Here is a 25,695-nt window from a genome sequence, read left to right as displayed (position 1 = left end):
CTTTGTGTTATAATAGTAACAGAAGCTGCAATGCTCGATACGCGATGATGTTTCAACCGATGCATTAGAATAGGGAGTTTTACATCTGAAAGTGGACATCATGCCTCCTAGAGGAAGATGAAAATTTTCGTGCGAACACCCACCTGTGAGTAGCAGGTTTTGAAACACGTGCGTGCCGACATCCGCGGCCGATACATAGGAAAACAAAGGAACCGAGCCATCGGTTCCTTTTTAAGTGCGTTGAAAAAATAAAGTAACTGAAGAAGTTATTCGGTTTTGGTCAGCAAAGGGAACTGAGCGCAGATTCTAGTCTGAAGTCGCACAGGTCAGATTTTTTATAAGAGGACTTTCAAGTGAAAAATAAGCAACCCCCAGCGTTATAAGATGCTGGGGGTTGTGTTTAGCTTAGAACAATAGGGGCGCCAAGCAAAGGGTGAAGAGGGCAGCCAATATCATAGAAACGCTCGAAATCGTACCGGAAATGGAGCTTAGCTCAAAAGCTTTTGACGTTCCAGCACCGTGAGCCCCTGTTCCAAAGAGGACGCCTCGTGCAAGATCGTTATCAATATGGAAGAGGCGAATAATCAGCGGACCAATAATGGATCCAAGGATTCCAGTCATAATGACAACGATAGCGGTGACAGTCGGAATACCACCAATCAGTGATGAAACGTTCATTGCAATAGGCGTGGTGATGGATCTGGGAATCATACTGTCCATTAAGGAGACATCAAGATGGAGCCACTTAGCGATCAGTGCTGATGAGAGCATGCCCATCAGTGCCCCAATGAACACACTTGTTAAAATTTCTATTGCGTGTTTTTTAAGGACATCGAAATATTTATATAATGGAACAGCAAAAGCAATAGTTGCCGGTTGTAGCATAGCAGTTAACCACTTTCCTCCTAAATTATAGGAATGAAAGGGAACATGGGTGACGAGCAATAATAAGACAATGACAACTGGCGTCACTAATAGTGGTGTTAAATAGACTTTAGGGCTCCAGCGATAAAGCCTTTTCGATGCATAATAAATCAAGAGTGTAAGCAAAATGAAAAGCAAAGTGATGATCATAAGGCTTTTTTACGCTCCTTCCGTTTCGCCAGTTGGACAGCTACTAAGCCAGCACAGGTCATGACAAGTCCGGTACTGAGGATAACGACAATGACAACCTGAATACCGTTTTTATATAAAAGGTCTTTGTATTGGATGATGCCCACAGCAGAAGGAATAAAAAATAAGAGAAGCTCTGCTAAAAGCCAATTTGCTCCTGTTTCAACCCAATTAAGTTTAATCACTTTTGTTTTAAGTAAAATAAAAATGAGAATAATGCCTAAGATGCTGCCAGGGATTTTAAGATGAAAAAAATCAGTGATTACATTCATAACAAACGATACTAAAATAAAAAAAGCGATCTGTAAGATCCCTTTAACTATTGATTTCATTTCAAGCACTCCTTATAAAAGTATTGTAGTTCATGAAGTTTTATAGGTAAAATGAATAATAATCATAGTAACTATTCCATTTATCTATGATGGAGGTGATGAAGCTGTGGACATCCGACATCTTCAATACTTTATTGAAGTTGCCCATTGGAAAAACTTTACGAAAGCGGCGAATCATCTTTATGTCACTCAGCCCACGATAAGCAAAATGGTGAAAAATCTTGAGGAGGAATTAGGGGTTGAGCTCTTTGATCGTTCAGGGAAACAGGTCGAGCTCACTGATGCGGGAAGCTTGATATTAAAGCAAGCACAAAGCATCTTTCATTCCTTTCAGAACATGACACATGCATTGGATGATTTACGGAATTTAAAGACGGGCCATATTCGCATTGGTTTACCACCGATGATTGGGTCGCGCTTCTTCCCGAAAGTTATTGGTGGATTTCGAGAGCACTATCCCGATGTTATGCTTCAGCTTGTCGAGCACGGCGCTAAAAAAATTGAGGAAGAAGTCGGGAATGGCACCCTGGATATTGGGGTGGTGTTACTCCCGACAGAGAAAGACATTTTTCATTCCTTTTCTTTTGTGAAGGAGAACGTGATGCTTGTTGTCCATCCGGAGCATGTTTTAAGTGAGCGCCATGAAGTGTACTTAGTGGAATTAAAAGAAGAAGCCTTTATTCTGTTTCGTGAGGATTTCGCTCTTCATGATCGCATTATAAAGGCGTGTCTGAGTGTCGGTTTTTCTCCGCGGATTGTATCGGAAAGCTCACAGTGGGATTTGATTAGTGAAATGGTGGCGGCAGATTTAGGTGTGGCGCTATTACCAGAAACCATTTGCAAGAGTCTAGAGGCTTCAAAGGTAAAGGTTATCCGTTTATCTCAACCTGCTATTCCATGGCATTTAGCTGTAGTTTGGCGGAAAGATCATTATTTACCTTTTGCGGCAAGAGAGTGGTTGCGTTTCACGCGAACGATGATGAGGGAAATAGAATAGGTAGACCTGTGTATCGGCTGTTCGTTCTCTCCAGCAAGGAAAAATAACTAACCAAAAAGGACAGTGGAGCGATACAGAGCTCTACTGTCCGAAATATTATTCCAATTTATTTGCTGTCTTTGTAGTGGTTTATTCCTTAATAAAATCAATAAGCGTTTGCCGTTTTTCTTCTGTCATTTCGTCGGAATTATCAAAGCGCAAGACAGAGGTTTCAGGAATATTCCATGTCACATGGTATTCTTTCTTCTCGCTCTTATATTCTTGCCAGTGATTGAGCTTCCATTGATCTCGTTCAAAGCCTCTTTCTTGAATGCGCTCTTTTTCTACGTTGGGATTATTCACTTCAACAATAATCACCTTAACATCAACTTCTTCAAAGCTTAATCCTTTTGCTTTCAATTCCTTCTCAATCCACTCTGGATTGGCCAATTCTCTTGTAAATGGCCCAATGAGTGCAACATTTTGGTGCGCCAATAGATTATCAAGGGCGACATCCATGGTGGCGCGATAGGGGAGATCTCTCAAATGCTCTTTATAAAATTTCGAATCACGATCATCGGGGTCTAATCCATTCATGGTTAACATTTTGTTTACGAAGGGTGTCCCAATAGTATCCATATCAAGATAGGCCCAAGAAAATTCTTGTGACAGCATTTGAGAAACATATGATTTTCCTGTTCCTGCCGTTCCAACAAAAAAGACTAATTTCAAAGCTATAACCTTCTTTTCATAAATAAATGATTGTTCATTAATCATAGCATTTTTTTCTATGTAAATGGATCAATAGTTCAGGGGAGTTTTAATAATTTTATCAATTCTAAAGCTGCTCTAGATAGATACTTGTCTTTTAACCAAACCACTGCAGGCTGAGTACGTAAGAAAGGCTCTTCGATTTGTAGGACTTTAAATTGATCCTTATAGACCTGATGAATCTCTGATTTAGGAATAATCGTCATGCCCATCCCCTTGGCAACAAGGGTTAGAATGGTAGATATATCAGGACAGTCTAAAATGATATGCGGTTCAAGAGAATACTGCTGGAATTGGGTGATGATATTCTCATATATTCCCGTGCCTGCAGTTCTTCGCGCTAAAAGTAAATCGTGTTCAACCACTTCATGAATACTGATGGTGTCCAAAGGAAATTCGTCCTCCCATTGCCGGGGGATGACAACGACAAATGGATCCTCATGTAAATTCTCAATGGTGTAGTTAGTTGCCTCAACGGGTAAAAGAAGTAAGGCTAAATCAATCTGGTTTTCTTGGAGCATTTCCTCAAGATAATAGGTATCCCCATGGAGGATCTTGACGTAAACATTAGGGTAGTTTTTATGAAATGCGATAAGATGATCAGACAAGTAGGAAATACATATCGTTGATGTTCCTATAGTAAGGGTGCCGCTTACTCCTTTTTCAATTTCCATGATTTCTTTCTTTGTATCTTCAAGTTGATGTAATAACTGTTTTGCGCGTTCATATAACTTTTGTCCGGCTTCAGTTACTTCCCATTTTTTAGCTTCCCTAATAATCAGAGGAACTCCCAATTCTTCCTCTAATAATTTTAATTGGTGGCTAAGAGGGGGTTGAGCCATATGAAGCACTTTTGCTGCTTTTGTGATTTGTTCTTCTTCTACAATCGTGCAGAAATAATGTAATTGTCGTATGTCCATGAATGAATCACCGTATTCCGAGCTTTTAACCATCTTACCACATTTTAGAAAGGAATTTGGACAGTAATGATTCAATTCCCTTTCTAATTGAAGCAGAACCCTACCATTCTGATCGCCAGGACGGTGGGGAGTCCTTTTAGAATGCTTGCGTCTACTCATATCGCTTCGTCGTTAGCTTTCTCGGAACAACTCAGGCGTCTATGCGTGAAGTATCGCTCGCCCCGTTCCCGAAGGACTCCAGTATAAGCTTCTGTGAGTTCGCCGTCCTCTGAGGAACACACTGAGTATAAGTGTCTCTTTCTCTCCAATCGCCTTGCCTCTGGCAGTGCCTTTAGGTTTTCTTAATAAAGGGCTCCTTTTATCTATAAGAACAATTTAAAATCCAAACGGAATCGTACTTATCAAAAAGTTCGTTTTGGCGTTCAATAAGTTCCTTATCAATGTCATGAAAATCAATAATGCCAACATATTTGATAGCATAGGTGCTTTCACTTTTATGTGCTTTCAATTCTGTTTCTACTTTTTCCTTTGCTTCATTCTTACTAAAACCATCGACCTTACAAAACACTGTTAGGATCTCCTCTTTGGCAGCCAAATCCGCTAAAAAAAACATAGCATAAATAGTTGTTATCCATTTGATAGTCCCTTTCTCTTCTAGAATATATGTACTCCCTTAATATAGGCTTGTTATCTCAATATTATCAGAGATGCTATGGATACTTATAATATATGCAAAGTATACATTAAATATATTTTATGTATGTACAATAAAGGAGTACACTTGATTTGAGAGAGCAAAATATAAGGGATTTAACAAAAGGGGGCCTGAAATGAAACTTATCGTAGGTATAACTGGTGCAACGGGTGCGATTCTAGGGATAAGAATCTTACAAATGCTGAAGGAAGCTGGCGTGGAGACACATTTAGTTTTATCCCCATGGGCAACCGCTACAATACAGTTAGAAACCCCGTATTTAGCTAAGGAAGTTGAGAGATTAGCGGATTATTCATATTCCTATAAAGATCAAGCCGCTAAAATATCGAGTGGGTCTTTTCAAGTGGATGGCATGATTGTGGCTCCTTGTAGTATGAAGTCACTGGCCTCTATACGGATTGGACTGGCCGATAATTTATTAACACGCTCCGCTGATGTCATTTTAAAAGAGCGGAAAAAACTCGTGTTGTTAACGAGGGAAACCCCGTTTAATAATATTCATCTTGAAAATATGCTTGAGCTTTCAAGGATGGGAGCCGTTATTTTTCCTCCAATGTTGACTTTCTATAATCATCCAAAATCCATTGATGATGTAGTCAATCATATTGCCTTTCGCACACTTGATCAGTTTGGCATTCAAATGCCAGCTGCCAAACGGTGGGAAGGGATAAAAAATACTTAAATAAAGGGAGACCAATACTTATGATTTACAAGGACTTTCGTGACTTCCTTAAAAAGCTTGAAGAGGAAGGGCAGCTTCTTAATATTGATCAGGAAGTCATGCCAGAACCGGATATTGCTTCAGCCGCAAGTGCGATGAGCAATCTTGGCGATCAAACACCAGCACTTATGTTTAATAATATCAACGGTTATGAGCAGGCGAAAGTCGCCATGAATGTCATGGGCTCATGGCCAAATCACGCCATTATGATGGGTATGCCAAAGAATACGCCGATTAAGGAGCAATTCTTTGAGTTTGCTAAGCGTTATGATCAATTTCCAGGGGCTGTTGAACGAGTGGACACTGCACCTTTTCACGAAGTTGAGTTGACTGAGGACATCAATCTGTTTGAAATCTTACCTTTATTCCGCTTGAACCAAGGGGATGGTGGATTTTATTTAGATAAAGCTGCGGTTATCTCTCGCGATGTCGAAGACCCGGAGAACTTCAATAAGCAGAATGTCGGCATCTATCGTATGGAGGTCAAAGGCAAGGACCGTTTAGGCATTCAACCTGTTCCACAACATGATATTGCGATCCATCTTCGTCAAGCAGAGGAACGTGGCGAAAACTTACCCGTTGCTATTGCTTTAGGCAATGAGCCAGCGATTGTGACTGCAGCTGCGACACCACTGCTCTATGATCAATCTGAATACGAAATGGCAGCTGCCTTGCAAGGTGCACCTTATAAAGTTGTCAAAGCCAAGGATTCCAATCTCGATCTGCCATGGGGGGCTGAAGTCATCCTAGAAGGTGAGATTAATGCGGGCGAACGTGAAATTGAAGGCCCATTTGGTGAATTTACAGGGCATTATTCCGGTGGACGTAAAATGCCAATTATCAAAATCAACCGTGTGTATCACCGTAAAAATCCTATTTTTGAGCACCTTTATATTGGGATGCCTTGGACAGAAACAGACTATATGATTGGTATCACGACAAGTGTCCCAATGTATCAGCAATTAAAAGAAGCTTATCCTAACGAAATTGTCGCAGTGAATGCGATGTATACCCATGGGCTTGTGGCGATCATCTCTACTAAGAAGCGTTATGGTGGTTTCGCTAAGGCTGTAGGCATGAGGGCACTGACAACACCTCATGGTCTAGGTTACTGCAAACTCATTATTTTAGTTGATGAGGATGTGGATCCTTTTAACCTCCCAAGAGTCATGTGGGCTCTATCTACCAAAATGCATCCACAACATGATGCGATCGTGATTCCCGATTTATCGGTTATGCCATTGGATCCCGGTTCAGAGCCTACAGGTATTACAAGCAAAATGATCCTAGATGCAACCACACCCGTTGCTCCTGAAACAAGAGGTCACTATACTCAACCCCTTGATGCACCACTAGCTGTAGAGAAATGGGAAAAAATCTTAACTGAATTGATGAATAAACAAAAATAAGGAGTGTTGGAAGATGCATACGTGTCCTCGGTGTGAGTCAAAGGAAGCAACCGTAGTGGCTACTTCACCAGTCGAAGGGAAATGGGAAGTTTACCTTTGCCCTGTCTGTATTTTTACTTGGCGATCATCAGAACCAGAGACGATCACGAATCCGGAGAAATACAAAAAGGCGTTTAAAATTGATCCTGCGGATATCGCAAACGCCACGAATGTTCCTGCTATACCTGAACGGAAGCGATAAAAACGATAGACGTCAAGGCTAGTCTTTTATTGAAGGACTAGCCTTTAACTATAAGGAAAGAAAGGAAGAGCCTATGCACGCCCTAACAGACGAACTCTTTGATCTTTTTAATGGAAAGAACTTGAAGGATAAACAACATGAAGCTTTTATGCTACTCACTGTTTCAGAGGATGTGTGCCCCCATACAGCAATGGTGAGTGTAGGGGAGGTTGTTGCCACCGATCATAATACCCTAAGACTGGCATTATGGCCTGAAAGTCAAACGACTCAAAATATCGTTAGATCAGGCAAAGCCATGCTCGTCCTTTTTTATAATAGCAAGGCGGTTTATATCACGCTCTCACTTGAGCCCCTCGCCACTCTTAAAGAGGCAAAATTTCCGAGGGCTCGTTTTGTTGCTAAAGTTGTCCACTGCCGTGAAGACGTCGCGAAATATGCAGAGATTACCTCTGGCGTTAAAATTAACTTAAAGGATTCAGATGACGTGCTCGCCCGTTGGCAAGCAACCATTCAAGAGTTATTACTTTAAAAAAAAACACCTTCCCCCTATAAATTGTTAAGGGTGAGAAGGTGTTTTTATTACTCGGGTATTCACTGGCTGACTCCTGCCCTTGATTAGAAAACCTGAGTCAGCCCGGTCCTTATTCATGTACTGAAAAGTTTTTTAATCAAGGTAGCTTCGCTAGCCCCATTTTTCTTAACTTGCGATGCTTTTGTCTTTTTTAGGGAAAAGTCTTTGCTCGACTCTGATCAGCCACTTTGTTCTGGATACGGTAAAAAGGATTAAAGACAACCAGATTAAGATAAACGAAAAGAGATGTTCCTTATCAAAGGGCTCGTGATACAAGAGTGTTCCTAGAATTAACATTAACGTGGGGGCTATATATTGAAAAAATCCAATCATTGCTAATGAAATACGATTGGCCCCCGCCGCAAAGAGCAATAAAGGAATAGCAGTAATCACGCCAGCGCCCATTAATAATAAGGCTTGGCCTGGGTGGTTTGTAAAGTTAAAAGTTTGGCCGGCAGTTGTATCAAAAAAGAAGAGATAAATGAGTGCAACCGGCGTAATAATTAACGTTTCAATGGTCAAGCCCGTCATCGCACTAAGATGGACGGTTTTCTTTAATAAGCCATATAAACCAAAACTAATGGCCAAGATTAGGGATATCCATGGAAAAACGCCACCTTGGAAAGTCATAATTAAGACACCAATAAGCGCAAGAATAAAGGAAACGATTTGCCATAGCGATAGTTTTTCCTTCAGAAAAAATACTCCAAGTAAGACACTTACTAAAGGATTAATGTAATAACCAAGGCTCGCTTGGATGACATGGCCATGATCCACTGCCCAAATAAAGGTATACCAATTTACAGTAATGACAATAGAGGCGCTCGTGATGATTAACAGTCTCTTCTTAGCGGCAAAGAGTGCCCTAAAATCTTGATTTAATTGCTTGTAACTACGGGTTATCCATAAAATAATTAACATTAAGACAAAGGACCAAATGATCCGATGCGCGAGAACTTCACCAGCGGAAGCTCCTTTGATTAGTTTCCAATAGATCGGCATCACGCCCCATAGAAAGTAGGCTCCCATAGCAGCGAGTGCGCCTGCCATCTGTTCATTTTGTTCGATCTTTTTCATCGGCTTCACCTCAAGTTCATTCCATATAATACATCAATTCTAGAGATTTGAGCGTAGAGTTTCAAGAAGTTTGGCTCGACATTTTCTAGAGAGGTGCTCCTTTACTTTTGTCAGAACAATGTTTATAATGAAAAAGATAATATGTTCAAAAAGAACAAAAGGGAACCAAAAGTTTTGTCCCTTTTGGCGTAGTGAAGGAGACCATTTTTATGAGAGGTATTGTTCTTAACTAAAACGTAATTTCATACGTGCGCTACGGAAGCTCTCCAGGCCTTTGAAATCTAGAAGTTCTAGGCTTTATTTTCTATGGAGTTCCGTGAGTGAAATGTTAAGAACACAAATTCCTTATTATAAATGGCGATGATCGTTGCATTGGGTGCAGTTTTTTTATAGTATCCACAGCTTTACTTAATGGCTAAAAACCTAACATGAGTCCATTTAACCACAGAGAACAGTGTTGTTCTTTGTGGTTTTTTACTGTGATAAAGGGTTCTTTCATTTCCGCGCACGGCTCTACCGTTTTAAAAACAATGTATAGGAGGAAAGACCCTTGAATTCAACCACAATAACAACCTTGCAATTTGACCAACTGAAGGATGAAATCGCGACTTATACGATTTCGGAGCTTGGGACACAAGCCATTAAAACTCTAGAACCTTCAAAAAATAAGAAGCAGATTGAAGCCTGGCTAGGAGAAGTGACTGAGGCCAAAAATATTTTAAAAATAAGTTCAAGTGTCCCCATTCATGGATTAAAGGGCATAGATCAGATCCTAAGGGGACTGCATAAGGGGCTCCCTTTACGTCCTGATTCATTGACACAACTCAAGGACTTCTTAGAATGCCTTGAAAAGATGAAGCGGTTTATGAAGGATAAGCAGGAAGCTGCCCCGAGGATTACCAGCTATGTTTATTCTCTATTCGATTTGCATGAATTATTTGATGAAATTCATCGCTGTATCCGAAATGGTCGGGTCGATGATTATGCAAGTAAGGCTTTATTAAGCATTCGTAAACAAATCACCATTTTAGAAGAGCGCATCAAGGCTCGTGTGGAACAAATGCTGAAATCATCTAAGTATAGTAGCTATCTTCAAGAGGCGATCGTTAGCCTCAGACATGGGCGTTATACCCTTCCGATTAAAGTCGAATACAAGAAGAAAATAAAAGGGAGTATCCTTGATGCTTCATCATCAGGATCCACATTGTATATTGAACCTGATGAGATAGCCGCGATTCAGGATGATCTTGATACCTTAAAACTGCAAGAAGAGTGGGAAGTCGAAGGCATTCTGCAAAGGTTAACGGGCCTTGTGGAAGCCAATGAGCGTGAGATTAGGATCGCTGTCGATACGATGGTGCGTTATGATGTGATCTTTGCTAAGGCAAAGTATAGTGAAGTGGTGGTTGGGATAAGTCCAATCATGAATGAGCATCATACATTCCGATTAATCGAAGCTAGACATCCGATGCTAGGGCAGTCAGCGGTTCCTTTAAATATTACGCTAGGAGACACTTATGATGCTTTAGTGATTACAGGTCCAAATACTGGTGGGAAAACTGTCACGATTAAAACTGTCGGTTTACTGACGATGATGGCGCAATCTGGCCTTCACATTCCGGCTCAAGAAGGAACGGAGATCGCGATATTCGATGACATTCTGGTCGATATTGGGGATGGCCAAAGTATTGAGCAATCCTTAAGCACTTTTTCGTCACGGATTAAAAATATCATCCATATTTTATCAGAGACAACCCCACGTACGCTTGTATTGTTAGATGAATTAGGTTCCGGAACCGATCCTGCTGAAGGTATGGGTCTGGCCGCGTCAATATTGGAGGAGCTTTATAACAAAGGAGCAACCTTACTTGCTACCACCCATTACAATGAAATTAAAGATTTTGCAAGTGAGCATGAGGGCTTTGAAAATGGCTCTATGGCTTTTGATCTTCAGACGCTAAAGCCCACCTACCAGCTTCTTATTGGAAAGGGTGGGGAGAGTCAGGCTTTTGCGATAGCCTTGAGGCTAGGGATGCATCCGAAATTAATCGAGCGAGCACACCGAATCACTTATGAAGAAAGTAAAAGCTATCAAGCGGATACCAACTTTGATCAGCATATTCTTGAACGTCAACTCGCTATGCATACGAAGCCTGTTTATAAACAAAAGCATAAGGCGAAGGGACATCATCCATCGCCCAAGGTGACCTTCAAACAAGGAGATAACGTAAAAATCAAGGCGCTGAACGAATATGGCATTGTGTATCAGCCGGCAAATGATCGTGGAGACGTTATTGTATTTGTCAAAGGTGAAAAGAGAGTCATTAACCAGAAAAGATTATCGTTGTATATTAAGGCAGAAGACCTTTATCCAGAGGATTATGACATGGATATTATTTTTGAAACGAAGGAGAACCGTAAGATAAGAAAAGAGATGACAAAGCATCATGTAGAGGGCTTAACAATTGAGCATGAAAATGACTAAATTGTCGTCAGGAAGGCCATTGATCTTCATGAGTGAAGTCTAGTCCAATGCTGTCTGACATAACATAAGCCTTATTGGCTTCAAGGCCCTATTCTTTGTGGATAGGGCCTTTTACTGAAATGTTAATTTTCATTAGAGTGGGCGGTGTTAATCTTCGCTCGGATAAGATATTAGTCTGTGGTGTCACACAGAGGTACTTGGGGAGAGCTTGGATCGCCAAGGGCTTTTCAGATGCATGCTTTTTCCACCGTTTCATCGTGAGAGGATTGCTAGTCATGCATGAAATTAAGTATTCTTTTTCAGGTGAAACAACGGGATTCTTTTTAGAAGAGTTTTCAAAGAACATCTTGAAACTTCATCTTAAAAGAGTAATAATGATTAAATATTATAATTTTACTGAAATCAATAAACGGGAGTTGTCGGCATGAAGGTTGTGAAGTTCGGTGGTTCATCACTTGCTTCAGGTGAACAGATTAGAAAGGTATTTGACATTGTCATGGCGGATTCAGAACGGAAAATTGTGGTAGTGTCAGCACCGGGGAAGCGATATGCAGATGATATTAAAGTCACAGATTTGCTTATTCAGTGTGCGGAGGCTTTTTTAGAAGATAAAGCGTCAAAGGAATTGGAAGTGGAATTAGTCCTTCAACGCTATCAGATAATCACGGATGAGTTAAGCTTAACAAGTGACATTGTAAATCAGATCAAACGGAACCTCTTAGCCGCGTTAAACCGCGATCAGACAGATCGGGCGCAATACATAGAGGCTGTCAAAGCGTGTGGGGAGGATGGTCTTGCCCAATTGGTCGCTGCCTATTTTAGCTTTAGAGGTGCAAAAGCACATTATGTTAATCCTCGGGAGGCGGGGTTAATCGTGACCAGTGAGCCTGGAAATGCACAGGTTCTCCCAGAATCCTTTGCTCATCTCAACCGCTTAAAGGAACGTCCAGGGATTATTATCTTTCCGGGCTTCTTCGGTTATAGCCAATCTGGAGAGGTGTTTACTTTTTCTCGGAGTGGCTCTGATATCACTGGCTCTATCTTAGCCAATGCCATTCAAGCGGATCTCTATGAAAATTTTACAGATGTCGATGCTGTTTATTCGGTTAATCCTAACTTTGTTGAAGAGCCTAAGGAGATTAAAGAATTGACTTATCGGGAAATGCGGGAGCTCTCCTATGCCGGTTTTACCGTATTTCATGATGAAGCCTTAATTCCTGCCTTTCGTGCGGGCATCCCAGTTCAAGTTAAAAATACAAATAACCCGCAAGCGCCAGGAACGAGGATTGTGAGTACGCGGGAAAATGCCAATGGCCCTGTCGTTGGCATAGCCAGCGATAACGGCTTCTGTAGTCTTTATATGAGTAAGTATCTCATGAATAGAGAAGTTGGCTTTGGTCGGAAAGTACTCAATATTTTAGAAGACTTGAAGATCACGTATGAACACGTGCCATCAGGCATTGATGATATGAGTGTTGTATTGAGGCAAGATCAACTTAACCCGGAAGTCGAGCAAGAGATTTTAACGCGGTTAAAGCAAGAATTGGCTGTCGATGAGGTCAAAATAGAATATGATTTGGCCCTTTTAATGGTTGTGGGAGAAGGGATGCGTCGCAATGTTGGCACGACAGCTCGAGCCTCAAAGGCTTTGGCAGATGCTGAAGTCAACATCGAAATGATTAATCAGGGATCCTCTGAGGTGAGCATGATGTTCGGAGTCAAGGTTATTGAAGAAAAGCGGGCTGTGAAAGCCTTGTACGAGGAGTTTTTTGTAAGGTCAGAATATATAACGTTGCGGTAGACCCAATAAGTGCAATTTTGACATTGGCTATAAAAGCTTGGTGACATTTTAATGGGTGACGTCGTATGCTTGAACATTTGGCCTTGCTTAGCGAAGCAGTGAACTGTATAAGAGGTTTTCTAATACCTGTAAAAGTATGAAAATAGTAAAAAAACAAGTAAGCGTTTTACTCTCTCATTAGCTCGCTAAAGCAATAGACGGAGAAATGACTTTAGGCTATACTTTATAGTGTTACTCACAGATGTATAATTTTTATTTTTTCTGAATTAAAGGGGAGGAACTTCTATGAAAAAAGGATCGTTACTTTTTTTTGCCATCATCTTTGCCTTCATTTTTGCCCTATCGGCATGTGGATCAAATAAAGACGAAAACTCATCAGCGGATAATGGTGGCAAAGCGTCAAAGAAAACACTAAGAGTGGTGACCAACGCCGCTTATGCACCGTTTGAGTCCATGGATAAAGGAAAGATTGTTGGATTTGACGTTGACTTGATTAAGGCAGTCGCTAAGGAAGCAGGGTACAATGTCAAAATTGAGAATCTTGGTTGGGACCCTATGTTTGCTGAAATTCAAGGAAAGAATGCTGATTTGTCTGTTTCTGCTATCACTATTAATGATGATCGTAAGCAAACCTTTGATTTCTCAAACCCATATTTTCTCTCGACAAATGAAATTTTAATACCCAAGGATAGCAATATTGCGAGTGCTGATGATTTAAAGGGGAAAATTGTAGCTGTTCAAAATGGGACAACCGGTCAAGATGCAGTTTCAGCTATCCTTGGCAAAAATAATAAAAACTTAAAGAAATTTGAAGACAACAACCTTGCAATAATGGAATTGAATAAAGGCGGGGCGGACGCCGTTGTCGCTGATAATACTGTTGTTGAAGAGTATGCCAAAAATAATCCAGACAAGAACCTAAAGTACATCGAAGATAATAAGAACTTTGCTCCTGAATATTACGGCATTATGTTTCCGAAGGGCAGTAAGCTTAAAGCAGAATTTAATAAAGCTTTAAATACCCTTTTGGATAATGGGACTTACGCTAAAATTTATAAGGATTATTTTGGTACAGAACCTGATATTGATAAGTTAAAGGCTCAAGCAAAATAGGAATCTATTAAAGCTTGGTTATTTTAGTCAAAGTGCGTAGCACACATCTAGGTGTTGCGCCTTTTGGCTTTTAGGGAGGTTGTCTGGTGGACATTCGTTTTGATATTATACAGGAATATGCTCCTTATTTTTTGAAGGGGACTTTACTGACCATCGGCCTATCCATTGCAGGGGTATTAATAGGAACGGTATTAGGGTTACTTATTGGTTTAGGGAAATTGATACGTCATAAACTCCTTTCCCTCCCCTTTAAGATTTATATCACCGTTTTTCGTGGGACACCATTATTCGTACAGATTTTTATCGTTCATTTTGGTATTGTTCCAGCTGTTTTAGGAACAACAAATGGAATCGCCACGGGGATTGTCGCTCTCTCTTTAAACTCAGCAGCGTATGTGGCTGAAATCTTTCGAGGGGGAATACAATCTATTGATAAAGGGCAAATGGAAGCAGCTCGTTCGTTAGGAATGACACATAGTGCCTCGATGCGTCACGTCATTCTACCTCAAGCTTTTAAACGGAGCATCCCGCCACTTTGTAATGAATTTATTGTGTTAGTTAAAGATTCCTCATTATTGGCGGCCGTTGCTGTACCCGAGGTCATGTATTGGGGGAAAGCCATGCAGGGGCAATATTATCGGGTGTGGGAGCCTTATCTCACAGCTGCACTCATTTATCTTGTTTTAACTCTCGTCCTTAGTGGCTTACTTCATTTGCTTGAAAGGAGGCTCTCTACAGATTGATTCGTATAGAAAATCTAAAGAAATCATTTGGTGAGAATGAAGTCTTAAAAGATATAAATATGACCATACAACCCAAAGAAGTCGTGGTTGTCATTGGACCCTCAGGATCAGGGAAATCGACATTACTGAGATGTATTAACCTTCTTGAGTCTGTGACGGAAGGGCATGTCTTTGTCAATGACATTGATTTAACAGATAAGAAGACAAACATTAATAAGTTAAGAGCGAATGTGGGGATGGTCTTCCAACATTTTAATTTATTTCCTCATAAGACGGTGCTCGATAATATTACGCTTTCACCTATTAAGGTGAAAAAAGTATCGAAAGAACAAGCCGAGCAAAAAGCTCTCGCGCTTTTAGAAAAGGTGGGTCTTAAAGAAAAGGCCTATGTTTACCCGAATTCTTTATCGGGAGGACAAAAGCAGCGGGTGGCGATTGCCAGAGCATTGGCCATGGAACCTGAAGTGATGCTCTTTGATGAACCGACATCAGCGCTTGATCCAGAAATGGTTGGCGAGGTTCTCGAAGTGATGAAGGAGCTCGCACAGGAAGGCATGACCATGGTGGTTGTTACCCACGAAATGGGCTTTGCTAGAGAAGTGGGCGATCGGGTTCTTTTTATGGATGCCGGCTATATCGTGGAAGAAAATGTGCCAACAGAGCTGTTTTCAAATCCACAACACGACAGAACGAAGGCCTTTCTTAGTAAGGTACTATAAAAAGAGTTTGCAACACTCGCTAAGCACGTGAAAAATGTATATAAGAAAGTCTTTGAGGATTGGCACAAGAGGCCAGTCCTTTTTTATAACGTCAGAATTTATAATTTTGTGGAAGACCTTATAAGTGCAACTTAGGCTTAACGCATTAAGGCTTGGCGATAAGCCGAGTTTTCTAAAAAGAAAGGAAAGTATAAAATTTGTGGTCATCAGGACGATGTGGATTTCCGCTTCAGAACGCTCGCCTTCCTATTATGAAGGCTCTGTGATGTTCATTGTCTTGATTCATGTGAAACCGGTCGGCATTTTTTCTTTTGTAAGGGGAGCTTCCAAGACATTCCGATATTTATTTCGATTTACGAAATTAACCATTGAATTTTCTCTATAAACAATAGTAAAGTGGAGACTATAGTAAGAATTAGTTTTAAAACTATTATTTGTGAGAGTATTTAGAGGAGGAATAGAAATGTTCTGGACAGATAAGAAACTGGCAGCCCGAGTGAGAGAACTAGATGGGTATCGATATAGAGAGAGAATCGAAATCCCCTCCTTTCAATTTCAATTGGATGAGGAAGGAAAGGTTGGCGAACGGCCACCGATAGACGGACAGTGGTCGACGTTAAAGATAGGAGATCAGTGGTCTGGACGTGATCTCTATGCGTGGTTGGCAGCGAAGGTTGAAATTCCTGAAGATTGGCAATCACGGACGATACTAGGTCTTTTTGATTTTGGGAAAACAGATGGCGGAACCAATGCTGGTTTTGAGTCATTATTGTACATCAACGGTGCTCCTTACCAAGGAGTAGATGGCAATCACCAAGAAGTATTCTTGTCTCATGAGATGGCAGGAAAGTCTATTGATCTTGTCTTTCGTCTCTGGTCAGGACTTGAGGGTGGGGGCAAACCTGTAGAGCAAGTACATAAAATCAGTCGCGCACAAATTGCCTGGTTAGATGAGGCGACAGATGATTTATATTTTACTGCGAAGGCGAGTCTGCAAGCAGTGGAAATGCTAGATGAGCATCGCCCTGAGCGTGAGGATTTGCTTGGAGCGGTTAATCGCGCGTTTAATCTTTTGGATTGGACAAGCCCAGGGTCAGATGAATTCTATCAAACGGTTCAGGCTGCGCGAGATTCGCTACAAGAGGATCTTGAACGTATTGGTAAACATCATCCAGTGACGATTCACGCTATTGGTCATACTCATATTGATGTCGCATGGTTATGGCGATTGAAGCATACACGGGAAAAGGCGGCACGCTCTTTTTCAACAGTATTGCGCCTGATGGAGCGTTATCCAGACTATATTTTCCAGCAAGGACAGCCGCAATTATATGATTATGTGAAAACCGATTATCCCGAAATCTATGAGCAGATTCGCAAAAGAGTTGCTGAGGGTCGCTGGGAGGCCGATGGCGGTATGTGGCTAGAGCCAGATTGCAATTTACCTTCTGGTGAATCTTTTGTTCGTCAACTTTTAAAAGGAACACGCTTTTTTAGAGATGAGTTTGGAGTTGAATGTACGTATTTGTGGCTTCCAGATGTGTTTGGCTATAGCTGGGCCTTACCACAAATTCTTAAAAAGTCGGGAATCAAGACGTTTGCTACCACTAAAATTAGCTGGAATCAATACAATCGAATGCCTCATGATACATTTAAATGGCGCGGGATTGATGGTACAGAAATTCTCACTTATTTTATTGCGACCCCTTATCCAGGAAGAAAGGGCTGGGGAGCAGATTATAATGCCCAAATTACTGGAGAAACGGTTCAGGGTGTGTGGGAAGCTTTTAAGGACAAGGAGCTTACAAAGGATTTACTGATATCCTATGGTTATGGGGATGGCGGGGGTGGCGTCACTCGTGAAATGCTTGAAATGCGTCGCAGACTCGACAAGATGCCAGGCATGCCAAAGGTTATAAACGATAAGGCAGGGGATTACTTTGACCTTTTGCATAATGAGATTGAATCAACAGATCGTTACGTTCATACATGGGATGGCGAACTTTATCTTGAATACCATCGAGGCACGTTTACGAGCCAGGCTTATAATAAGAAAACCAATCGCCAGCTTGAACTGCTTTATCGACAAACCGAACTGCTAAGCGTCCTTGCAAGTCTTTTTACCGATTGGTCGAACTATCCAACAGAGAAGTTGAACGAAGGATGGAAGATTATTTTAAGAAATCAATTCCACGATATTATTCCAGGCTCTTCAATTAATGAGGTATATAAGGATAGTCGAGAAGAGTATGCCGAGGCGCTTCAATTGGGCAGGAAATCACACAGTGAAGTGGCTGCTCAGTTAACAGAGAGTACAACGGATTTAACTTATACGATTGTCAATGATGCTTCTTGGGCTCGAACGTCGTATGTGCAGTTGCCGATTCAAGCGGGCAAAGATACGGGGAGCTGGGTGGATAATCAAGGTAATGTATTAAAGTCTGAAAAGACGGAAACTCATTGGGTGGTTAAGGTGGATAATGTACCCGCTATGGGATTGACGACTATTCACTTTAAAGAAGGTCTACAAACTAAGGGTGAATCAGAACCAGTGTTTACCGTTGGTGACAATAAATTGGAGACCCCTTACTATGTGATGGAATGGAATGCTAAGGGTCAGCTCACTCGAATTTTTGACCGTGCGGCAGGTAGAGAAGTTCTAAAAGAGAACGAGCGCGGGAATATTCTGCAAATATTTGAAGATAAACCACTGCGTTTTGATGCTTGGGATATCGATATGTTTTATCAGGAAAAAATGAAAGAAATTACTGAGCTCAAAAGAATTGAAGTTGTTGAGTGTAACAGTTTATATGCGGTTGTCCGCTTTACTTGGTCCTATCATTTATCAGAGATCAAGCAGGATTTGAAGGTTTACGCTCACAATCCAAGAATAGAGTTCAAGACACATGTGGATTGGCATGAAACTCACCAAATGTTAAAAGTAGCTTTCCCTGTCGATATTCGTTCAACAGAAGCAACCTTTGATATTCAATTTGGGAATGTGAAGCGTCCGACCCATTGGAATACAAGCTGGGATTATGCGAAATTTGAGACGGTTGGCCATCAATGGGCAGACTTATCTGAGCGTGACTATGGTGTGAGCCTCCTCAATGATAGCAAGTATGGCTATGATATCAAGGACTCTACCATGCGGTTGACACTATTAAGAAGTGCGACTTATCCCGATCATTCTCAAGATCAAGGTCAACATACCTTTACTTATGCCTTGCTTCCGCACCAAGGAGATTGGGTTGCTGGTCGCACGGTCCAAGAAGCGTGGGATCTTAACCAGCCATTGTCCTCTATCGGTGGTCAGGTCAATGTGAACTCCCTTTCCTTATTTCAGCTTTCAGTGGACCATGTGGTGATTGATGCCATTAAGAAGGCAGAGGATGAGGATAAGCTTATCCTGAGACTCCATGAATTTACGGGTAAAAGAGGGACAGTGGAGGTCAAGAGTGATCTGCAAGTGAAAAGCTGGCAAGAAACAGATCTCATGGAACGGCCTATTGAAGCATCTGCTTCGGAAGGGGATTTTTCTTTCTCAATTAAGCCTTATGAGATTAAGACCTTTCTAGTAGATCTTACGAAATAAATCAAGTTATTAGGGGCGCTTATTATCAACTCTATCATAGCTCTGATGAATAAAAAAAGCGGGAAGACTCTCGATTTAAATCGGGAATCTTTCCGCTTTTTAGTGGCATCAAAAGAGCCCCAATGTGCTGAGGAAAACGAGAATGATGACGATGGGAACGACCCATTTCATAATAAAGTACCAGACGCTAAACCAACCTTGGGATAGGGCGTGACCTTCCATAAATTCGTCCTTCACACGCTTGTGATCCATGCGATGAATAATAAAAAGAGCAATGAAGAAGCAGCCAATAGGAAGCAAGAGATTGCTGACGAGAAAGTCGGTGCTATCAAAGGCTGTCTTTCCAAAGAAATGCAGGTGTTTCAAACTGCCTTGTGATAGAGCTGCTGGAATACCGGCAATAAACATGATGATCCCGGAAATGAGTGTGACTTTTCTCCTTGAGCGCTGTTTGCCTTCTGTAAAAGCAGATACAATGACCTCTAATAAACTAAAGGAAGAGGTTAAGGTTGCAAATAGAAAAAGGAGTAAGAATAGGCACAAAAACACTTCACCAAAAGGCATTTGGGCAAAGACTGTGGGCAGAACAATAAAGAGTAGCCCTGGCCCAGCAGTGGGCTCAAGTCCAAAGGAAAAAACAACGGGAAAGATAGCGAGCCCGGCCAATAAAGAGACAAAGATATTCATAATGCCCACTGTCGCAGCTGAAGTAGGGAGGCTGACCTTTTTGCCTAAATAGGAACTATAAGTCACCATGCAGGAAAATCCGACAGCGAGCGAGAAAAACGATTGCCCTAAGGCATAAAGAACGCCCTGTCCTGTCATGTTTGAAAAATTCGGCTTCAGAAAGAAACGTATCCCCTCATAAGCATGACCGAGGGTCAAAGACCGGATGACAAGAATGAGAAAAAAGAGAAATAGCAAGGGCATTAATATTTTATTGACCTTTTCAATCCCCCGCTGAATCCCAAAAGATATAACAATTACATTAATGATCAGGAATAAAGCGAGCCCGAGAAGGACAATTGATGGGCTTGCGGTCACATGTGTAAAGAGTGCGCTATAATCACGGTCTCCTGTGATCACTAAACCAGGGATGGATAGAACAGAATATATCAGTACCCAGCCACCAACAACACTATAAAATGAAAGTAGAAGAAAGCAGCCTAATACGCCTAGGCGACCAATCATTGTCCATAAGCTTTTAGGAGCAAGGGCTTGATAGGCGCTGATTGCTTCTTTACCTGAACCTCTTCCAATAATAAACTCTGAAATCAGCAGTGGAAGACCAATGAGAAGGGTGAAAATAATAAAAAGAAGGAAAAAGGCCCCGCCGCCACTCATCCCAGTGACGTAAGGAAATTTCCATATTGCGCCGAGGCCAATGGCAGCGCCTGCAGAAGATAATATAAAACCTAATTTTGATGACCACTGTTCTTTCATGAAATCTCTCCTTATGATTAAATCGAACGATGTAAATGATGAATGCCGTTATATAATGCCCCTATTTAACGATAGAGACTCAATTTCAAATTATAATACATTTAAAGCAGTTTTAACACACTAGTTAGAAAATGTATTAAAGCATTAGGGAAATTAGTGGAAGCTATATTAATAATCTTGGGTCCTGTGTTATAATTTAAAAAGTATAAAAATTAGTTATTTTGTTAATATACTACACAACGCGGGTGATTTAGTGTGCTGATAACTAAGATGGGTCAATTCAATCATTTTTATGATCGCGAGGATAGGGGGGCGACACCATTAATTAGTGAAGAAGATTTTTCGGTTATCTTTGACCACTCGTCAGAAGGCATGGCCTTTATTGGGATCGATGGACGATTTGTAAAATTGAATCAGAGACTTTGTCAAATATTGGGCTACACAAAAGATGAATTAATACGCCTAAAAGTCATTGATATTATCCATTCTGATGACTTAGCCGGTTGCTTTTTGAAACGGGAGCAAATGCTTAATAATGAGCTGTTCGCCTATATTGAAAAGGTCGATTTACTCAATAAGCAAGGGGAGCGAGTTTCGGTCATTATCCATAGTCTCTTATTGAGAAACGAAGACGGTTCTCCTCGTTACTTCTTGATTCAGTTTCATGATGTTACTTCGCTACAGTTAATGGAAGAAGATCTCTCAGTGACAACCAAAGAACTCGAATCCATTTATGAGAGTGTTTTAGATGGGATTATTGTTTTGGATAATAAGGGAAATATCACTAAAGTGAATAATGGCTTTAAACGTATCTTTGGATGGACAGATGAAGAGATTATTGGCCAAAATATATCGAATGCTCCTGACGACACGAAGAAGGTTGATGAATATCTTTTAAAAGCTGTGCTGGAAGGCAAAACCTTTAAAAATTACGAAACTATAAAACAATGCAAGGGAGGAAAGTGCTTAAATGTGAGTATATCGGCTTCCCCATTGAGAAATGACGATGGTGATATTATTGCCTCTGTTGCCGTAATTAGAGATATAACGGAGTCTTTGAAAATGAAGGAAGTCATGAATAGAGCCGAAAAATTAAATCTTGTGGGTCAGATGACTGCGAGCATTACCCATGAAATTCGAAATCCACTTGCGGTGATTCGTGGATTTATACAATTGTTAAGGAAAGACAGAGTGTTAGAGGAAGAGACGAGGCAAAAATATTTTGACTTAGTCCTAAACGAACTCGATCGTACTAATAGTCTGATCAGCGATTTTTTATCTTTATCACAAACACGCATGGTGCCCAAGGAAAATCTGAATTTAAATGACATTTTAAATGGACTTTATCCGATTTTGAGTTCAGAAGGGAATCTAAAAGGGGTTAGCTTTGATATTGATCTAGATCATAAGGTTCCCTCACTCTTTATGAATGAGCGGGAAATTAAACAGTTAATCTTAAATATTGTTCAAAATGGAATTGATGCAATGGCACCAGGCGGTCATATGCATATTTCTACAAAATTCATGGAAGAATTGCAATATGTACGTTTGCAAATTACGGATAGTGGGAGTGGCATTCCAGAAAAATACATAGATAAACTCTTTGATCCTTTTTATACATCAAAGACGAATGGCACGGGGCTAGGCTTAGCGGTGTGTAAAAGTATTTGTGACGGCCATAATGCAACGATTAAAGTGGACTCGACATTTAACGTTGGGACCACCATTACGATTGACTTTCCCGTTTGATAACTGAGGATAGACTGTTGAATAATGATGCAGAGCTCTTTATCACTTCACTGTAAGTGGTGCGGGGCTTTTTTTACGTCAGAAAGCATAACTTTATGGAAGACCTTATAAGTGCAACTTAGGGGAGTCCGCGCCCCGTTCCCGAGGACCCTAGTTTAAGCATCCGTGTCTCAGCGGCGCTGAGGCACTTTCAATGTTTAGGTGTTCCGAACCTCGCGCCTTACGTGCCGATCAACGGAGTTGCTGACGCGCCTTTTGTTAACAAACACTTTGTCCATATCTAAACAAGGACCAGCCCCTTCATTCAACTTTGCCTGATTCTTTCTTATGAAAAAAGGGCCTCGAAGGGTCAACAGTCTCTTGACCTTTACACAAAAATACTTTACTATATCGTTAAACGATATATCTATATACGATGCATTGTGGGTAGATAGTGAGAGGGGGGTGATGTGTTGGATAGTAAGGGGTTAGAAAGGTACCTTCCACTTACCCACACCACCTACTATATTTTATTGGCTTTACATGTTCCTGCTCATGGATACGGGATTATGCAACACGTTCAAGAGATGACAGAGGGTGAGGTTGAATTAGGTCCAGGGACGCTTTATGGGGCATTGGGAAAACTGACTAAACAAGGCCTTATCTCTAAGCTAGATGAGGAGGCAGACAGTAGAAGAAAATATTATGTGCTTTCTGAACTTGGGAGAGCGGTAGTCAAAGAGGAATTTAATCGATTAAATACTTTAGTGCAAAACAGCCGCGAAATTGTAGAGAATCTGGGTGAGAAAGTAACAACAGAAAGGGTCTTGAATGAGAAGGAGGGAGATGAAAAATGAAGCAAAAGAAAAGATGCTTTAAAATTTTTTGGGCATGGCAAGATGAAAAAGAAGAGCATTGGCTCAGTCAAATGGCAAAAAGCGGCTGGTATTATGAGCAGTGGCATTTCCCGTTTATTTATAGCTTTTCTAAAGGCAGGCCGCATGGCTATATTTATAAGTCAGATTATCGTCCGAAGCTTAGCAGAGAGGATCGAGAAGAATATCTTGCCATCTTCAAGGATGCGGGTTGGGACTACGTCATGGATCAGCTTGGCTGGTATTACTTTAGAGCGGATGGGGAGGCAAGGCATACGACCGAACTTTTTTCAGATACCGATTCAAAAGTACAGAAGTATAAACAACTATTAAAGACACTCACCACCATTTTTATTGCAGTCGTGATCATCTACATGGCGATTGTTGCCTTTAATCCCAACAGTTATATGCTTGCCTTAAAGATTATCTATCCATTGTTACTGGTCCTCTTACTCTTCGCCAACCTTAAGATCATGGTTAAGATCAAAAGCATAAGAAGACTTAAACGGTAAATCGCCGGCGAATGAGAAAACGAAATATGAAATAATAGGGTTAAGAAAGGGTTAGGCTAGTCGGGCATAGAGATCCATTAATGTGATGATCTTTTCTTGCTTCATGTCATCTAATAAGTGTCTCCAGAGCTGAAGCATAGCCTCAACATCTCCTTTAGCGGAATGCCTTTGTCCGCATGACACGTTGTAAAAGTCAAGGGCATCATCTAGTGAGGGAAAAGGCTGGCTGTTGAGAACCTCGGCAATTTGTCGCAGTTCTAACGATTGCTGAGTCAGTTTAAGCCGACCGTTTTGCCACAGAAAGTGATTAAAAAAGGAAATATCATGTTGGATGTGATAACCGATGATGATCGTTCCCGAAAGTAAGGATAAAAGATGATCGATCACCTCATTTAGCGGAGGTGCGCTTTCTACATCCTCCTCTTTAATTTGTGTTAGGGCTCTAATATTTTCTGGAATCGAACGTCTGGGATTAATAAGAGAATAATAGTCTTCGAGAATTTCTCCGTTTTGGGTTTTAGCGAGTGCGATCGATATCATTTGATCACCGGCCTCTGGATGGAAGCCGGTGGTTTCAGTATCTAATAGTGTTATTGGAATCTGAGTAATTTGACTCTGGAGGTCATGACGTTTGCGTTTGGCATCCTTTAAAAGCGAACGAATAAAGGCCTCGTTCTGAAAGGTCCCCGATTGATTTGAGGGGACAGCAGGTGTCAATAATTTTCCGAACCATGACTGTCGTTGTTTATCATTCATCCTGGTTGGCTCCGTTCCAATGGAATACTTTTCCTTGCCAATGTTTAGCGAGTTTCATCGCGGATTTTAACGCTTTTCTTTCCTGCTTGGATAGCTTTTCAAAGTGAATATAATTGGCACTGTCTTCTTTATCTAATGAACTATATAAACGAAAGTATAAGCTTGTGATAAGTGCTTCTTCTATTTCTTTAAAAATCCGTTCTGTAATGATCCCCTTATTTTTTAATGCCTCTAGTCTCTCTAATGTTGATGTTGCAGTAATTTGGTGGCGAATCGCTAAATATTTTATGCTATTGATTAACGGAACGTAGAGGCTTGTTTTGATGTTAATCTCACCGCTATGCTCTCCCCATCTCTCTCCATGAACAACGCCCAGAGCGTTTAAAGGCACTTTTGGTACAGCGGTATGGGTCTGCATTCTACTGGTTGTAAATGGTGAGCCGTTGATGAGCTGATAAAGCTGTTTTTGAACGTGAAAAATAAGTGTGTCATCCCCGTAAAGGGGTCTAAGATCTGCTGCGATGTAGAGATAACGGATATCGTCAGGTGAACACGCTTGGGCATGGGATGTCATCGCTTCTATCCATTGAGTCGCTTCCTTCGTCCATCGAGGATTTGTTGCCATGACGTTACCTGGACAATACTTATAACCGATGTCATGTAAATAAGCAGTGATCTTAACGGCTAATGTGTCAATATAGCGCTTGCATTGAGGGGCATCTTCTGAAGAGCAAAGATAGAGGATGCCATTATCTTGATCGGTCCAAATGGTCTGTTCGGATCTAGCAGCGCTCCCTAGTAAATAAAAACACCATTGCTCGGGGCATTTACCTCTATTTAAACTTTTAAGCTCTTTCTCAGCTATTTGGATAGCTCGTTGCATTAACAGATCATGAACATGATTTAATGAGCTGAAAATGTGAGTGACAGGAGTGTGAGAAAGTAAAGGGCTATTGGGCAACTGGAACAGCTCTTGATGATAATGTTTTAATTCATGCACGCTCTCCGCGGCCTCAATTTTTTTAATCAATTGTTTAAAATTAGCCATTTTCAAGCCCAACACCTTTAAGTTTTATAAA

At 41.0% G+C, this 25,695-nt stretch carries 23 protein-coding genes and 1 other RNA gene; 15 read left to right on the top strand and 9 right to left on the bottom strand.

Going from position 1 to position 25,695, the window contains the following annotated elements; translation table 11 throughout:
* Nucleotides 1–19 precede the first annotated feature (19 nt).
* Nucleotides 20–195: non-coding RNA, 6S RNA (gene ssrS / locus IEV91_RS05755), on the top strand.
* A gap of 210 nt (nucleotides 196–405) precedes the next feature.
* Here the strand turns inward: ssrS and IEV91_RS05750 are convergent.
* Nucleotides 406–1,074, bottom strand: coding sequence for a CidB/LrgB family autolysis modulator (locus IEV91_RS05750; protein ID WP_188496460.1), 669 nt, complete (start codon nucleotides 1,072–1,074; stop codon nucleotides 406–408).
* Nucleotides 1,071–1,445, bottom strand: a complete 375-nt coding sequence (locus IEV91_RS05745) for a CidA/LrgA family holin-like protein (protein WP_188496459.1) — start codon at nucleotides 1,443–1,445, stop codon at nucleotides 1,071–1,073. Before IEV91_RS05745 ends, IEV91_RS05750 begins: the two co-directional genes overlap by 4 nt.
* Nucleotides 1,446–1,551: 106 nt before the next feature.
* On the opposite strand from IEV91_RS05745, the gene cidR reads away from it, so the two are divergent.
* Nucleotides 1,552–2,442, top strand: coding sequence for a cidABC operon transcriptional activator CidR (cidR, locus tag IEV91_RS05740; protein ID WP_188496458.1), 891 nt, complete (start codon nucleotides 1,552–1,554; stop codon nucleotides 2,440–2,442).
* Between the two features lie 129 nt (nucleotides 2,443–2,571).
* Here cidR and IEV91_RS05735 read toward each other — a convergent pair whose 3' ends face one another.
* The 3 genes from IEV91_RS05735 to IEV91_RS05725 form a co-directional block, all read right to left on the bottom strand.
* A complete protein-coding gene (locus IEV91_RS05735) occupies nucleotides 2,572–3,153 on the bottom strand; it encodes a P-loop nucleotide/nucleoside kinase family protein (protein WP_229745427.1) in 582 nt (193 codons plus the stop codon).
* Nucleotides 3,154–3,230: 77 nt separating this feature from the next.
* Nucleotides 3,231–4,112: a LysR family transcriptional regulator gene (locus IEV91_RS05730; protein WP_188496456.1), complete on the bottom strand. Its 882-nt coding sequence runs from the start codon at nucleotides 4,110–4,112 to the stop codon at nucleotides 3,231–3,233.
* 358 nt (nucleotides 4,113–4,470) lie between these two features.
* Nucleotides 4,471–4,680 (bottom strand): hypothetical protein, encoded by a 210-nt coding sequence (locus IEV91_RS05725; RefSeq protein ID WP_188496455.1) that lies wholly within the window; start codon nucleotides 4,678–4,680, stop codon nucleotides 4,471–4,473.
* A 262-nt stretch (nucleotides 4,681–4,942) separates the two neighbouring features.
* Between IEV91_RS05725 and IEV91_RS05720 the strand changes: the two genes are divergently transcribed.
* The 4 genes from IEV91_RS05720 (at nucleotide 4,943) to IEV91_RS05705 (ending at nucleotide 7,727) form a co-directional block, all read left to right on the top strand.
* The gene (locus IEV91_RS05720) at nucleotides 4,943–5,509 is read left to right on the top strand and encodes a non-oxidative hydroxyarylic acid decarboxylases subunit B (RefSeq protein ID WP_188496454.1); all 567 of its coding nucleotides are present in this window, start codon (nucleotides 4,943–4,945) and stop codon (nucleotides 5,507–5,509) included.
* 20 nt (nucleotides 5,510–5,529) lie between these two features.
* Nucleotides 5,530–6,957 (top strand): non-oxidative hydroxyarylic acid decarboxylases subunit C, encoded by a 1,428-nt coding sequence (locus IEV91_RS05715; protein ID WP_188496453.1) that lies wholly within the window; start codon nucleotides 5,530–5,532, stop codon nucleotides 6,955–6,957.
* A gap of 13 nt (nucleotides 6,958–6,970) precedes the next feature.
* Nucleotides 6,971–7,198, top strand: a complete 228-nt coding sequence (locus IEV91_RS05710; protein ID WP_188496452.1) for a non-oxidative hydroxyarylic acid decarboxylases subunit D — start codon at nucleotides 6,971–6,973, stop codon at nucleotides 7,196–7,198.
* A 73-nt stretch (nucleotides 7,199–7,271) separates the two neighbouring features.
* A complete protein-coding gene (locus IEV91_RS05705; RefSeq protein ID WP_188496451.1) occupies nucleotides 7,272–7,727 on the top strand; it encodes a pyridoxamine 5'-phosphate oxidase family protein in 456 nt (151 codons plus the stop codon).
* Nucleotides 7,728–7,895: 168 nt separating this feature from the next.
* On the opposite strand, the gene rarD is transcribed toward IEV91_RS05705, so the two are convergent.
* Nucleotides 7,896–8,846, bottom strand: a complete 951-nt coding sequence (rarD, locus tag IEV91_RS05700) for an EamA family transporter RarD (protein ID WP_188496450.1) — start codon at nucleotides 8,844–8,846, stop codon at nucleotides 7,896–7,898.
* Between the two features lie 550 nt (nucleotides 8,847–9,396).
* On the opposite strand from rarD, the gene IEV91_RS05695 reads away from it, so the two are divergent.
* The 6 genes from IEV91_RS05695 to IEV91_RS05670 all read left to right on the top strand — a co-directional run bounded on the left by IEV91_RS05695 (nucleotide 9,397) and on the right by IEV91_RS05670 (nucleotide 19,302).
* A complete protein-coding gene (locus IEV91_RS05695) occupies nucleotides 9,397–11,331 on the top strand; it encodes an endonuclease MutS2 (protein ID WP_188496449.1) in 1,935 nt (644 codons plus the stop codon).
* Nucleotides 11,332–11,755: 424 nt separating this feature from the next.
* Nucleotides 11,756–13,132 (top strand): aspartate kinase, encoded by a 1,377-nt coding sequence (locus IEV91_RS05690; protein WP_188496448.1) that lies wholly within the window; start codon nucleotides 11,756–11,758, stop codon nucleotides 13,130–13,132.
* 285 nt (nucleotides 13,133–13,417) lie between these two features.
* Complete coding sequence (locus IEV91_RS05685; RefSeq protein WP_188496447.1) at nucleotides 13,418–14,245, top strand: basic amino acid ABC transporter substrate-binding protein; 828 nt, start codon at nucleotides 13,418–13,420, stop codon at nucleotides 14,243–14,245.
* An 86-nt stretch (nucleotides 14,246–14,331) separates the two neighbouring features.
* Nucleotides 14,332–14,988, top strand: coding sequence for an amino acid ABC transporter permease (locus IEV91_RS05680; RefSeq protein ID WP_188496446.1), 657 nt, complete (start codon nucleotides 14,332–14,334; stop codon nucleotides 14,986–14,988).
* Entirely contained in the window at nucleotides 14,985–15,707 is a 723-nt protein-coding gene (locus IEV91_RS05675; protein ID WP_188496445.1) for an amino acid ABC transporter ATP-binding protein, read from the top strand. Before IEV91_RS05680 ends, IEV91_RS05675 begins: the two co-directional genes overlap by 4 nt.
* A 463-nt stretch (nucleotides 15,708–16,170) precedes the next feature.
* On the top strand, nucleotides 16,171–19,302 hold the full coding sequence (locus tag IEV91_RS05670; RefSeq protein ID WP_188496444.1) for an alpha-mannosidase: 3,132 nt from the start codon (nucleotides 16,171–16,173) through the stop codon (nucleotides 19,300–19,302).
* Between the two features lie 108 nt (nucleotides 19,303–19,410).
* On the opposite strand, the gene IEV91_RS05665 is transcribed toward IEV91_RS05670, so the two are convergent.
* A complete protein-coding gene (locus IEV91_RS05665; protein ID WP_188496443.1) occupies nucleotides 19,411–20,745 on the bottom strand; it encodes a sodium-dependent transporter in 1,335 nt (444 codons plus the stop codon).
* Between the two features lie 255 nt (nucleotides 20,746–21,000).
* Here IEV91_RS05665 and IEV91_RS05660 point away from each other — a divergent pair, with 255 nt between their 5' ends.
* From IEV91_RS05660 to IEV91_RS05650, 3 genes are all read left to right on the top strand, one after another.
* The gene (locus tag IEV91_RS05660; protein WP_188496442.1) at nucleotides 21,001–22,494 is read left to right on the top strand and encodes a PAS domain-containing sensor histidine kinase; all 1,494 of its coding nucleotides are present in this window, start codon (nucleotides 21,001–21,003) and stop codon (nucleotides 22,492–22,494) included.
* A gap of 452 nt (nucleotides 22,495–22,946) precedes the next feature.
* The gene (locus tag IEV91_RS05655) at nucleotides 22,947–23,330 is read left to right on the top strand and encodes a PadR family transcriptional regulator (protein ID WP_204871255.1); all 384 of its coding nucleotides are present in this window, start codon (nucleotides 22,947–22,949) and stop codon (nucleotides 23,328–23,330) included.
* Nucleotides 23,327–23,860 carry a DUF2812 domain-containing protein gene (locus tag IEV91_RS05650; RefSeq protein ID WP_188496441.1) on the top strand — a complete coding sequence of 178 codons (534 nt, stop codon included), beginning with the start codon at nucleotides 23,327–23,329 and terminating at the stop codon, nucleotides 23,858–23,860. The genes IEV91_RS05655 and IEV91_RS05650 overlap by 4 nt, the downstream gene beginning before the upstream one ends.
* 51 nt (nucleotides 23,861–23,911) lie before the next feature.
* On the opposite strand, the gene IEV91_RS05645 is transcribed toward IEV91_RS05650, so the two are convergent.
* Both IEV91_RS05645 and IEV91_RS05640 read right to left on the bottom strand, forming a co-directional pair.
* Entirely contained in the window at nucleotides 23,912–24,616 is a 705-nt protein-coding gene (locus IEV91_RS05645; protein WP_188496440.1) for an exonuclease domain-containing protein, read from the bottom strand.
* Nucleotides 24,609–25,664, bottom strand: a complete 1,056-nt coding sequence (locus IEV91_RS05640) for a DUF294 nucleotidyltransferase-like domain-containing protein (RefSeq protein WP_188496439.1) — start codon at nucleotides 25,662–25,664, stop codon at nucleotides 24,609–24,611. Before IEV91_RS05640 ends, IEV91_RS05645 begins: the two co-directional genes overlap by 8 nt.
* Nucleotides 25,665–25,695: the final 31 nt, after the last annotated feature.

This window comes from Pullulanibacillus pueri (genome assembly GCF_014639255.1).
Lineage (GTDB): Bacteria > Bacillota > Bacilli > Bacillales > Sporolactobacillaceae > Pullulanibacillus > Pullulanibacillus pueri.
This window is presented reverse-complemented; position numbering and strand designations above follow the sequence as displayed.

Coding starts and splice junctions, on each gene's coding strand:
- IEV91_RS05750 (WP_188496460.1), bottom strand. CDS start 1,074: ATGATCATCACTTTGCTTTTCATTTTGCTTACACTCTTGATTTATTAT.
- IEV91_RS05745 (WP_188496459.1), bottom strand. CDS start 1,445: ATGAAATCAATAGTTAAAGGGATCTTACAGATCGCTTTTTTTATTTTA.
- IEV91_RS05730 (WP_188496456.1), bottom strand. CDS start 4,112: ATGGACATACGACAATTACATTATTTCTGCACGATTGTAGAAGAAGAA.
- IEV91_RS05720 (WP_188496454.1), top strand. CDS start 4,943: ATGAAACTTATCGTAGGTATAACTGGTGCAACGGGTGCGATTCTAGGG.
- IEV91_RS05715 (WP_188496453.1), top strand. CDS start 5,530: ATGATTTACAAGGACTTTCGTGACTTCCTTAAAAAGCTTGAAGAGGAA.
- IEV91_RS05710 (WP_188496452.1), top strand. CDS start 6,971: ATGCATACGTGTCCTCGGTGTGAGTCAAAGGAAGCAACCGTAGTGGCT.
- IEV91_RS05705 (WP_188496451.1), top strand. CDS start 7,272: ATGCACGCCCTAACAGACGAACTCTTTGATCTTTTTAATGGAAAGAAC.
- rarD (WP_188496450.1), bottom strand. CDS start 8,846: ATGAAAAAGATCGAACAAAATGAACAGATGGCAGGCGCACTCGCTGCT.
- IEV91_RS05690 (WP_188496448.1), top strand. CDS start 11,756: ATGAAGGTTGTGAAGTTCGGTGGTTCATCACTTGCTTCAGGTGAACAG.
- IEV91_RS05685 (WP_188496447.1), top strand. CDS start 13,418: ATGAAAAAAGGATCGTTACTTTTTTTTGCCATCATCTTTGCCTTCATT.
- IEV91_RS05670 (WP_188496444.1), top strand. CDS start 16,171: ATGTTCTGGACAGATAAGAAACTGGCAGCCCGAGTGAGAGAACTAGAT.
- IEV91_RS05665 (WP_188496443.1), bottom strand. CDS start 20,745: ATGAAAGAACAGTGGTCATCAAAATTAGGTTTTATATTATCTTCTGCA.
- IEV91_RS05650 (WP_188496441.1), top strand. CDS start 23,327: ATGAAGCAAAAGAAAAGATGCTTTAAAATTTTTTGGGCATGGCAAGAT.
- IEV91_RS05645 (WP_188496440.1), bottom strand. CDS start 24,616: ATGAATGATAAACAACGACAGTCATGGTTCGGAAAATTATTGACACCT.
- IEV91_RS05640 (WP_188496439.1), bottom strand. CDS start 25,664: ATGGCTAATTTTAAACAATTGATTAAAAAAATTGAGGCCGCGGAGAGC.